Source organism: Lysobacter oryzae DSM 21044, from assembly GCF_059568595.1.
The window spans coordinates 1-10869 of sequence record NZ_JCANTQ010000009.1 but is presented as its reverse complement, the minus strand read 5'-3'; the positions used below and the strand labels follow the sequence as shown (position 1 = coordinate 10869).

The 10869-nt window shown below is 71.6% G+C and carries 11 protein-coding genes; 7 read left to right on the top strand and 4 right to left on the bottom strand.

Annotated elements, in window-relative coordinates; genetic code table 11:
- Window positions 1-48 precede the first annotated feature (48 nt).
- Window positions 49-744: a COG4648 family protein gene (locus BP05_RS03895; protein ID WP_496360685.1), complete on the bottom strand. Its 696-nt coding sequence runs from the start codon at window positions 742-744 to the stop codon at window positions 49-51.
- Between the two features lie 35 nt (window positions 745-779).
- On the bottom strand, window positions 780-1064 hold the full coding sequence (locus tag BP05_RS03890; RefSeq protein ID WP_496360683.1) for a phosphopantetheine-binding protein: 285 nt from the start codon (window positions 1062-1064) through the stop codon (window positions 780-782).
- 100 nt (window positions 1065-1164) lie between these two features.
- On the opposite strand from BP05_RS03890, the gene BP05_RS03885 reads away from it, so the two are divergent.
- From BP05_RS03885 to BP05_RS03875, 3 genes are all read left to right on the top strand, one after another.
- A complete protein-coding gene (locus tag BP05_RS03885) occupies window positions 1165-2562 on the top strand; it encodes an NAD(P)/FAD-dependent oxidoreductase (protein WP_496360681.1) in 1398 nt (465 codons plus the stop codon).
- On the top strand, window positions 2559-3551 hold the full coding sequence (locus BP05_RS03880; protein WP_496360679.1) for a chorismate transformation FkbO/Hyg5 family protein: 993 nt from the start codon (window positions 2559-2561) through the stop codon (window positions 3549-3551). The genes BP05_RS03885 and BP05_RS03880 overlap by 4 nt, the downstream gene beginning before the upstream one ends.
- 100 nt (window positions 3552-3651) lie before the next feature.
- The gene (locus BP05_RS03875; protein WP_496360677.1) at window positions 3652-3900 is read left to right on the top strand and encodes a hypothetical protein; all 249 of its coding nucleotides are present in this window, start codon (window positions 3652-3654) and stop codon (window positions 3898-3900) included.
- Window positions 3901-4064: 164 nt separating this feature from the next.
- Here the strand turns inward: BP05_RS03875 and BP05_RS03870 are convergent, their stop codons facing one another.
- Together BP05_RS03870 and BP05_RS03865 are read right to left on the bottom strand one after the other, a co-directional pair.
- On the bottom strand, window positions 4065-5609 hold the full coding sequence (locus BP05_RS03870) for a dipeptide ABC transporter ATP-binding protein (protein ID WP_496360675.1): 1545 nt from the start codon (window positions 5607-5609) through the stop codon (window positions 4065-4067).
- Entirely contained in the window at window positions 5606-6460 is an 855-nt protein-coding gene (locus BP05_RS03865) for an ABC transporter permease (RefSeq protein ID WP_496360673.1), read from the bottom strand. Before BP05_RS03865 ends, BP05_RS03870 begins: the two co-directional genes overlap by 4 nt.
- A gap of 161 nt (window positions 6461-6621) precedes the next feature.
- On the opposite strand from BP05_RS03865, the gene BP05_RS03860 reads away from it, so the two are divergent.
- Genes BP05_RS03860 through cysW form a run of 4 tightly spaced genes read left to right on the top strand, consistent with a single transcriptional unit; the run spans window position 6622 to window position 10852 of the window.
- On the top strand, window positions 6622-8061 hold the full coding sequence (locus BP05_RS03860; protein ID WP_496360671.1) for an OprO/OprP family phosphate-selective porin: 1440 nt from the start codon (window positions 6622-6624) through the stop codon (window positions 8059-8061).
- Window positions 8062-8076: 15 nt separating this feature from the next.
- A complete protein-coding gene (locus BP05_RS03855; protein ID WP_496360669.1) occupies window positions 8077-9096 on the top strand; it encodes a sulfate ABC transporter substrate-binding protein in 1020 nt (339 codons plus the stop codon).
- A 36-nt stretch (window positions 9097-9132) separates the two neighbouring features.
- Window positions 9133-9999, top strand: a complete 867-nt coding sequence (cysT, locus tag BP05_RS03850; protein WP_496360667.1) for a sulfate ABC transporter permease subunit CysT — start codon at window positions 9133-9135, stop codon at window positions 9997-9999.
- Window positions 9992-10852 carry a sulfate ABC transporter permease subunit CysW gene (gene cysW / locus BP05_RS03845; RefSeq protein ID WP_496360665.1) on the top strand — a complete coding sequence of 287 codons (861 nt, stop codon included), beginning with the start codon at window positions 9992-9994 and terminating at the stop codon, window positions 10850-10852. Before cysT ends, cysW begins: the two co-directional genes overlap by 8 nt.
- The last annotated feature ends 17 nt before the right edge of the window (window positions 10853-10869 follow it).

Genomic DNA, 10869 nt, shown 5'->3' with positions numbered 1-10869 from the left:
TCGGATTATGCGGGCGCGGCGGCCGGGCTCGGCCGCGTGGTCGCGCGGCTAGCGCAGCAGGCCCTTCCAGAAGTCCGGCCCGAGCCGGGCCATCCGGTGCACGAAATCGAAGAAGTGCCGGTACGGCCGGTGCGGAAACCAGCGCTTGCGCAGCAGGTACTCGCCGACGAAGAACGCGCCGACCACGCCGTAATTGACCAGGTTGGCGATGAGCGCGCCCTGGTCGCGCGGGATCGCCCAGCCCGGCGCGTGGCCGAGCCGCGCGAGCACGCCGCCGGGCACTTCGGCGAACGCCAGCGCGCCGTTGACCAGCGCGAGCGTCGCCAGCAGCAGCGCCCAGGCCGCGGTCAGGCGGCGCGCGTAGCGCGGCAGCTCGGGCGGCAGCGGCGCGTTGGCCTGCGCGTACACCGCGGTGACGATGCGCTCGATCAGCGGCACCCGCGGCGCGCGCAGGCTGCGCCCGAACACCCACGAGAGCAGGGCCAGGAACAGCACCGGCGGCGCCAGCAGCAGCATCTGCGGAATCTCGCTGCCGGCGGCCAGGGCCCCCAGGCCCGCGGCCAGCAGCGCGGCCACCGCCCACGCCCACGCGCGCGGGCGCAGCAGCGGTTCGGCCAGGAACACCAGGGCGAGGTCGCCCAGCGCCAGCGCCGCGGCGCCACCCGAGCCCGTATGCACGGCCCAGTACGCCAGCGGCGGATAGGCGAGCGCGCACGCGAGCCGCGCCACAACCGCGCGGCTCATGCCGCGGGCCTTGCGAAACCGGAGGACATCGGCCGTCAGGCCGTCTTGTGCTGCTCGATGTGCGACGACAGCGCGCGCAGCGAACCGAAGATGCGACGGTTCTCGTCGCTGTCCGAACGCAGCTGGAAGCCGTACTTCTTCGACACCGCCAGCGCCAGCTCGAGCGCGTCGATCGAATCCAGGCCCAGGCCCTCGCCGAACAGGCGCGCCTCCGGATCGATGCCCGCGGGGTCGACACCCTCCAGGTTCAGGCTTTCCACCAGCAGCTGGGCCAGTTCGGCCTCGGCGGCGGTCTGGGTGGCGACATTCGATTCAGACATCGGGAATTCCGCGGTAATGCAGGTTCGGGGGCGCCACGATCCTGCATCACGCCGCATCGTGCAAGCGTCTGCCTGATGCGGCACCGACTATCATGCCCGGATGACCCCAGCGCACCCGTCCGGCCCCAGCGCCGCAGCCTCCGCCCCGCCCGTAACCGCGTCGCCGGAGGTGCCGATGGCGGTGGACGTGCTGGTGATCGGCGGCGGCCCGGCCGGCGCGACCGCCGCGACTTTCCTCGCCCGCAAGGGCTGGCGCGTGCTGCTGCTGGAGAAGGGCGCGCATCCGCGCTTCCACATCGGCGAATCGCTGCTGCCGATGAACCTGCCGATCCTGCAGCGGCTGGGCGTGCTCGAGCAGGTGCACGCGATCGGCCAGTTCAAGGCCGGCGCCGACTTCCCCGCCGCGGGCAGTGGCGACGGCGCGGACTACAACACCTTCCGCTTCGAGCGCGCGCTCAATCCGGTGTTCCCGCACGCCTACCAGGTGCATCGCGCGGACTTCGACCAGTTGCTGTTCCGGCATGCCCGCGACAACGGCGTGGACGCGCGCGAAGGCGTCAAGGTCGAGCGCATCGAATTCGGCGACGACGGCCGGCCGGCGCGCGTGCTCGCCCGCGCGGCCGATGGCGCCGCGCTGGCGATCGCGCCGCGCTACGTGGTCGACGCCAGCGGCCGCGACACCCTGCTGGGCAACCAGCTCAAGCTCAAGCGCAAGAACGAGAAACACCAGTCCGCGGCGATCTTCAGCCATTTCAGCGGCGTGCAGCGCCGACCCGGCGGCGACGACGGCAACATCACCGTGCAGCGCTTCGCGCACGGCTGGATGTGGCTGATTCCGCTGCCGCGCGGGGTGATGAGCATCGGCGCGGTGTGCTTCCCGTCCTACCTCAAGCAGCGGCGCGGGGAGAGCGAGGCCTTCCTGATGAAGACCCTGCTCGATGAGCCGCAGATCGCCGCGCGCATGCGCGGCGCCACGCGCGTCGCCCCGGTGCACGTGACCGGCAACTACGCCTACAGCTGCAGCCGCATGGCCGGCCCGGGCTGGGTGATGGCCGGCGACGCGTACGCGTTCGTCGATCCGATCTTTTCCTCGGGCGTGTTCCTGGCCATGGACAGCGCCGAGCGGGCGGCGGACGTGGTCGACGGCGCGCTGCGCGAACCGGCGCGCGAAGCCGCGCTGCAGGCCGCGATGGCGCGGCGCATGGAGCGCGGACTGCGCTGGTTCCAATGGTTCATCTACCGCTTCAACACGCCGGTGATGAAGCACCTGTTCAACAACCCGCGCAATGCCTGGCAGGTGGAGCAGGCGGTGATCTCGATGCTCGCCGGCGACGTGTTCGACAATCCGGCGGTGCTGCGCCGGCTGCGCCTGTTCCGCGTGATCTATGCCCTTACGGTGCTGCAGCAGGCGCCCAGCGCGCTGCGCGGCTGGCTGCAGCGGCGGCGCGCCGCACGTGAATCGTTCAGCGGCGACACCCTGCAGCAGGACACTCCATGAGCGCGTTGCAGTCCCACGCCCTGCCCCGCCTGCACGTCGACTACAGCGACGCCGCCGCCGAGACCCTGCTCGCCGCCGACGACACCCTGGCCGTGATCGGCTTCGGCGCTGGCGCGCCCGCGCTCGACGATCCGCGCTACCTGCGCGTCGCGCTGCAGCCGCACGGCGCGGCGCCGTTCGAGCACTGGCGCGCGACCGGCCCGGTGCGGCGCGGCCGCAGCGACGGCATCGCCTGGGCCGAGGACGGCGCGCTGCAGTTCGGCGCGATCGAACTCGACGAGGACGCAGGCGGCATCGAAGCCCTGGCCGCCACCATCTACACCCGGCTCAGCGCCTTCACCCGCGACCGCGGCTATCCGCACCTGCTGCGCGTGTGGAACTACCTCGACGGCATCACCCACGGCGACGGCGATGCCGAGCGCTACCGCATCTTCTGCGTGGGTCGCGCCCGCGGCCTGGGCGAATTCGATCCGCACGCGCTGCCGGCGGCCACCGCGATCGGCCACGCCAGCGGCGCGCGGCGCCTGCAGGTGTACTGGCTGGCGGCGCGCATGCCCGGTCTGCCGCTGGAGAACCCGCGCCAGGTCAGCGCCTACCGCTACCCCCGCCGCTACGGCCCGCAGCCGCCGAGCTTCGCCCGCGCGATGTTGCCGCCGGGCGCCGCGATGCCGTTGCTGATTTCGGGCACCGCCGCGATCGTCGGCCACGAATCGCAGCATGCCGGCGACGTCACGGCCCAGGTCGACGAAACCCTGGCCAACCTCGACAGCCTGATCGAGGCCGCGCGCCAGCGCCGCCCCGAGCTGCCGGCGCGGATGGGCGCCGGCACGCGGCTGAAGGCGTACGTGCGCGACCACGACGAACTCGAAGCGGTGGCGGCGCGGCTGCGTGCGCGGCTGGATCCGGGCGTGCGCTTCATCGTCGTGCACGCCGCGGTCTGCCGGCGCGAACTGCACGTGGAGATCGACGGGGTGCATGGCGCGCCCTGAGCCGCGCCTGCCCCTGCCCACCGGTTTACTTGAAGCGGACCGCGCGCGCCGCCATCTTGTGCGCATCGGCCGCACCGCGGCCTGGCGTGGAGACGTTGCGATGGGACTGATCAGCCTGCTGTGGGGCATCGTCGCCCTGTGCTGGATGGTGCTGGCGCTGATCCCGGTGATCGGCATCACCAACTGGCTGCTGATTCCCTTCGCCGCGGTGGGCGCGGTGATCGCCGCGATCGGCATCCTCTTCACCCGCAGCGAGAAGCGCGGCCGCGCCAAGGCGGGCCTGATCCTCAACGGCGTCGTGATCGTGGTCGCGGCGATCCGGCTGAGCATGGGTGGCGGGTTGATCTGACGGCTGTCGCTTGAACGCCGCTTCGCGGCGTCCCGCATCCGTCCCTACCTCAACGGGCTATCGCTCGTAGGTTTCGAACGTCTCCCCGCAAGCGGCGAGAAGGAAGGCACAGCGGGAACAGCGTGGCGAAGCAGCGCAGAGCGAGGGGCGCCGGCCCGCGCCGTTCAGGCCGCCGGCCGCGCCGCCAGCAACGCACGCGTATGCGCATGCTGCGGATCGCGCAGCACTTCCCGCGTCGCGCCCGTTTCCACGATACGTCCCGCTTCCAGCACCGCGATGCGCTCGGCCACCGCCGCCGCCGCGGCGAGGTCGTGGGTGACGAACAGCAGCGCCAGTCCGCGCTCGCGCTTGAGCTGCGCGAGCAGGGCCAAGATCGCCGCGCGATGGTGCGCGTCCAGCGCCGACACCGCTTCGTCGCAGACCAGCAACTCCGGGTCCGTGGCCAGTGCGCGCGCGATCGCAATGCGCTGGCGCTGGCCGCCGCTGAACTGGTGCGGGTAGCGGTCGAGCATCGACGCCTCCAGCCCGACCGCCTGCAGCAGCCGGGCCGCCGTCGCGCGCCGTTCGGCCGCATCGCCGCGGCCGTGGATGCGCAAGGGCTCGGCCACGATGTCGGCCACGCGCAGGCGCGGATCGAGCGAGGCGTACGGATCTTGGAACACCACGCCCATGCGCGCGCGCAACGAACGCAGTTGCCTGCGATCGAGCGCATCCAGGTCGACGCCGTCGAAGCGGATGCGTCCGTGCACGCCGCGCAGCAGGCGCAGCAGTGCGCGCCCGAGCGTGCTCTTGCCGCTGCCGCTTTCGCCGACCAGGGCGAGACCTTCGCCACGTCGCAGTTCGAGCGAGACGCCAGCGAGCGCGTCATGCCGCGCGCGCGGATAGCGCACGCGCAGCGCCTCGCCCTGCAGCAGCACCGGGGCGTCGCCGCCGCGCGCCGGCAACGGTTCCAGCCGGTCGGCGGCGAGCAGTTCGCGCGTGTAGGCATGGGCCGGCGCGGCGAACACCGCGCGCGTGGCGCCCTGCTCGACCACCTCGCCCCGGCGCAGCACCAGCAGGCGCTGCGCGTACGCGCCCACCAGCGGCAGGTCGTGGCTGATCAGCAGCAACGACAGGCCTTCCTCGCGCCGCAGCGCATCGAGCAGGTCGAGGATGTCGCGGGCGATGCGCGCATCCAGGGCGGACGTCGGTTCGTCGGCGATCAGCACCTGCGGTTGCGCGGCCAGGGCGAGCGCGATCGCGATGCGCTGGCGCTGGCCGCCGCTGAACTGATGCGGATGGCGCTGCAGCGCGGCCGCCGGTTCGGGCAACCGCACGCGCGCAAGCAGGGCTTCGGCTTCGCGCCGCGCGGCGGCGCGCGGGAGCCCGCGCAATGCACGCAGGGTCTCGACCAGTTGCGCGCCCACGCTGCGCAGCGGGTGCAGGCTGGCCAGCGGATCCTGCGGCACCCAGCCGAGCACGCGCCCCCGTAGCGCGGCGTGGTCGCGTGAATTCAGCGCCGGCGCGCGGCCTTCGTGGCGTAACCGTCCTTGCGCGTGCAGCGCATCCGGCAGCAACCCGAGCAGGCCCAGCGCGGTGAGGCTCTTGCCGCTGCCGCTCTCGCCGACCAGGCCGACGCATTCGCCGCGCGCGAGTTCCAGCGACAGCGGACCGAGCAGGCGCCGGGATCCGGCCGCGACTTCCAGCGCGTCCAGCGCGAGCACGCTCACGCCGCCGCTTCCTCGTGCGCGCCGCGATCCGCGCCGCGCACGTCGAGCCAATCGCGCAGGCCGTCGCCGAGGAACTGGAACGCCGCCAGCGTCGCCACCAGGAACCCCGCCGGGAACAGCAGCGTCCACGGCGCACTGTCGAGTTCCTGCACGCCTTCGCTCAGCAGCGTGCCCCAACTCGCCGACGGCTCGTCCACCGACAGGCCGAGGAAACCGAGGAAGCTCTCGACCAGGATCGCCTGCGGCAGGATCAGGCCCAGGTACACGAAGGCGAGCGGCAACAGGTTCGGCAGCACGTGCCAGCGCAGGCGCTGGCCGAAGTCGGCCCCGGCCGCCTGCGCCGCGAGCACGAACGGCGCCTCGCGCAGGCGCGCCGCCTCGGCGCGCATCACCCGGGCGAGGTCGATCCACACGTAGCCGCCGATCGCGGCTAGCAGCAGGCCGAGCGAGCGCTCGAACAAAGTCAGCAGCAGGATCACCACCAGCAGGAACGGCAGCGCGCTGAAGACGTCGAGCACGCGCAGCATGGCGCGCTCGATCCGGCCGCCGGCGAGGCCGGCGATCGCGCCGTACCCCAGGCCGATCACCAGGGCGACCACGCTCGCGAGCAGCCCGATGGTCAGCGACAGGCGCCCGCCCGCCAGCGTGCGCGCGAACACGTCGCGCCCGATCGCGTCGGTGCCGAACCAGTGCCCGCCCACGCCGGGCCGCACCGAGAGCGCGTCCCAGTCGGGCGCATGCGGTTCGAAGCGGCTCGCCAGCGGGCCGAGCCAGCACAGCAGCGCCAGCACGGCCAGGGCGAGCAGGCAGGTACGCGCCAGCGATGGCAGGGAGGCGAGGCGGACAGGCATCGGCGGCATCTTACGGTGGGTTGATCCGGGTCATTGCCGAGCGCGCGCGGCAGGAGCACCCTGCGCCGGCCAGATGCGCCGACGGCATATGCAGATGATGCATGGCCGTTTCCGTCCGGGTACGCGCATCGCCACTGTTTCCCTCCCAACCGGTGACTTCCATGTCCGCATTCGCCCGCTTTCCCCGCCGCACCGCCCTCTTCGCCGCGCTCGCGCTCGCCGTGCTCCCCGCCTACGCCGGCGAGGTCACCGTGGAAGAACTCGCCCAGCGCCTGCAGGCACTCGAGCAGCGCCTGGGCGTGGCGCCGACCGCCGACGCCGGCAGTGCCGGCCTGGCCGACCTCGACCAGCGCCTGCGCGTGATCGAACGCAAGCTCGAACTGCAGGCGGAGGAATCCACGGCGAAGGCCGCCAAGGAGCCGGTCGTGAGCCTCAGCGCCAAGGGCCTGTCGATCAAGTCACCGGCCAGCGACGGCATCGAGGTCAAGTTCAAGGCGCTGGTGCAGGGCGACGGCCGCTTCTTCCTCGGCGACGACACGCTGCCGCAGAACGACACCTTCCTGCTGCGCCGGGTCGAGCCGTCGATCGAAGGCACCTGGGGCCCGCTGCTCGCGTTCAAGGTGCAGGCGCAGCTGGCCGGCGACACCGCCACCCTCAACGACGCCTACCTCGACCTGAAGTTCGATCCGCGCGCCACGTTGCGCGTGGGCAAGTACAAGCAGCCCTTTGGCCTGGAGCAGCTGCAGCCGGCCGGCACCCTGCCGCTGATCGAGCGCGGCCTGCCCACCGAACTCACCCCCGGTCGCGACCTCGGCGTGCAGCTGCAGGGCGAATTCGCCAAGGGCACGCTCAGCTACGCAGTCGGCGCGTTCAATGGCGTGGTCGACGGCCGCGACGCCGCCACCAGCACCAATCCCGACAACGAGTTCGAAGCCGCCGCGCGCGTGTTCTGGGAGCCCTTCAAGAACTCCGCCAACGCGTGGTCCGGCCTGGGCCTGGGCATCGCCACCACCGTCGGTGACGTGTTCGGCCAGGGCAACAACGCCCTGCCGCGTTACCGCACGCCCGGCCAGGCGCAGTTCTTCGGCTACCGCACGGAAGCCGCGGCCGACGGCCTGCACCGGCGCTGGTCGCCGCAGGCGTATTACTACAACGGGCCGCTCGGCCTGCTCGGCGAGTACGTCACCTCCGAACAGGAAGTGCGCCTGGTCAGCGGCGCCAACGCGGGCCGCGTCGAGCACCTGCGCAACGAGGCGTGGCAGGCAGTCGGCAGCTGGGTGCTCACCGGCGAAGACGCGTCGTATCGCGGCGTCGCGCGGCCTACACATCCCTTTACGGTCGGTGCCCCAGGCTGGGGGGCCTTCGAACTGGTCGCGCGCTATGGCGAACTGGACATCGACGACGACGCCTTCCCGCTGTTCGCCAACCCGGCCACCTCGGCGAGCCGCGTCGATGCGTGGAGCATCGGCCTCAACTGGTACCTCACCCAGAACCTGAAGCTGGTCGCCAATTACACCCAGGCGAGCTTCGAGGGCGGTGCCGCGGCGGGCGATCGCGAAGACGAGAAGACACTGTTCACCCGCGCGCAGATTTCCTTCTGACCCGATGAGTCCCCCATGACCCCTCCCCGCCTTGGTCCCACCTTCCGCACGGCGCTGCTGGCGCTGGCGCTGCTCGGCGGCGCCGCGCACGCCAGGGATGTCGAACTGCTCAACGTGTCGTACGACCCGACGCGCGAGCTCTATGCCGACGTCGACCAGGCCTTCGCGGCGCAGTGGAAGCAGGACACCGGGGAGACGGTCAAGGTGCGCGCCTCGCACGGGGGTTCCGGCAAGCAGGCGCGGGCGGTGATCGACGGGCTCGAAGCCGACGTCGTCACCCTCGCGCTCGCCGCCGACATCGATGCGATCGCCAGCAACGGCAAGCTGCTGCCGGCCAACTGGCAATCGCGCCTGCCGCACAACAGCGCGCCGTACACCTCGACCATCGTGTTCCTGGTGCGCAAGGGCAATCCCAAGGGCATCAAGGATTGGACCGACCTCACCCGCGCGGGCGTCGGCGTGATCACGCCGAATCCGAAGACCTCCGGCGGCGCGCGCTGGAACTACCTCGCCGCGTGGGCCTGGGCCTCGAAGCAATACCGCGACGGCGACAAGGTGATCGACTACCTGACGCGATTGTTCAAGAACGTGCCGGTGCTCGACACCGGCGCGCGCGGCGCGACCACCACCTTCGTCGAGCGCGGCATCGGCGACGTGCTCATTGCATGGGAAAACGAAGCGCTGCTCACGCTGGACCAGCCCGACACCCGCAACAAGTTCGAGGTCGTGGTGCCGTCGCTGAGCATCCGCGCGGAGCCGCCGGTGGCCTGGGTCGACAAGAACGTGGCCAAGCACGGCACGCGCCGGCAGGCCGAGGCCTACCTGCGCTTCCTGTATTCGTCCGCCGGCCAGCGCCTGGCCGCGCGGCACTTCTATCGCCCGGCCGAACCCGCGGCCGTGCCGGCGGCGGAACTCGCCCGCTTTCCCAAGGTCACCCAGGTGACCATCGACCAGGCCTTCGGCGGCTGGAAGAAGGCGCAGGCCGAGCACTTCGCCGACGGCGGCTTCTTCGACCAGATCTACCGGCCGCGCTGAGCCCCGCGCGTTCGTCCACGACGCATCGCGCACGCCATGAACGCCGCCATCCTGCCCCGCTTGCCTGCACTGCGCGGCCGCCGCCCGTTGCCCGGCTTCGGCCTCAGCCTCGGCCTGGGCATGGCCTGGCTGGGCGTGGTGGTGCTGCTGCCCTTGCTCGCGCTCGCCGTGCGCGCCGCAGGCCTGGGCAGCGCGGGCTGGTTGCGCGCGATCCACGACGAGCGCGTGCAGGCGGCATTGAAGCTCAGCTTCGGCGCGGCTCTGGTCGCCGCATTGGTCGCACTGGTCGCCGGCGCGCTGGTGGCGTGGGTGCTGGTGCGCTACCGCTTCCCGGGCCGGCGCGTGCTCGATGCGCTGGTCGACCTGCCGTTCGCGCTGCCGACCGCGGTGGCCGGGATCGCGCTGACCGCGATCTATTCCGGCAACGGCTGGGTGGGACGCTACGCCGAGGCCGCGGGCATCAAGATCGCCTACACCCCGATCGGCATCGTCATCGCGCTGGTGTTCATTGGCCTGCCGTTCGCGGTGCGCACGGTGCAGCCGGTGCTGGAAGCGCTGGGCCGCGAGCAGGAGGAAGCCGCGGCCTCGCTCGGCGCCTCGCGCTTCACCGCCCTGCGCCGGGTGATCCTGCCGGAGCTGCTGCCGGCGCTGCTCACCGGCTTCTCGCTGGCGTTCGCGCGCGCGCTGGGCGAGTACGGCTCGGTGATCTTCATCGCCGGCAACAAGCCCTACGCAACCGAGATCGCGCCGCTGCTGATCACCATCCGCCTGGAGGAGTACGACTACAACGGCGCGATCGCGATCGCCGCGCTGCTGCTGGCGGCGTCATTCGTGTGCCTGCTGGCGATCAACGCGATTCCCTCGCTGTTCGCGCACGAGCGCCGGGAGCGGCGCCATGGCTGAGCGCCCCGCCGACGACGTGCTGCACGGGCCGGCGTGGCTGCGCGTGGTGCTGATCGGGCTGGCCGTGCTGGTGATGCTCGGCCTGGTGGTGCTGCCGCTGCTGATGGTGCTCGGCGCGGCGTTCGGCGACGGCTTCAAGGCCTGGTGGCAGGCGCTGAACGAAGCCGATGCGCGCTCCGCGCTCAGGCTGACCCTGTTCACCGCGGCGATCGTGATTCCGGTCAATGCCGTGTTCGGCGCGCTGATGGCCTGGGCGCTGACGCGCTTCGAGTTCCGCTTCAAGCAGCTGCTGCTGGCGCTGATCGACCTGCCCTTCGCGGTCTCGCCGGTGGTCGCCGGCCTGTGCCTGGTGCTGCTGTTCAGCACCACCCACGGCTGGTTCGCCGGCCTGCTCGAGCAATGGGACATCAGGATCCTGTTCGCGCGCCCGGGCATCGTGCTGGCGACGCTGTTCATCACGTTCCCGTTCGTGGTGCGCGAGCTGATCCCGCTGATGCAGCAGCAGGGCAGCGACGAGGAACTGGCCGCGCGTTCGCTCGGCGCCGGCGCCTGGACCATGTTCCGGCGCGTGACCCTGCCCAACATCAAGTGGGGCCTGCTGTATGGGGTGCTGCTGTGCGGCGCGCGCGCAATGGGCGAGTTCGGCGCGGTGTCGGTGGTGTCCGGCCACATCCGCGGCCTTACCAACACGCTGCCGTTGCACATCGAGATCCTCTACAACGAGTTCGACAGCACCGCGGCGTTCGCGGCCGCGTCGCTGTTGAGCGGGTTGGCGCTGGTGACCTTGATCATCAAGTTCTGGCTCGAGGCGCGGCATGGCGACGCGCTGGCCAGGACACATCGGAGGCATTGAGTGGGCGCGTGTGAAAT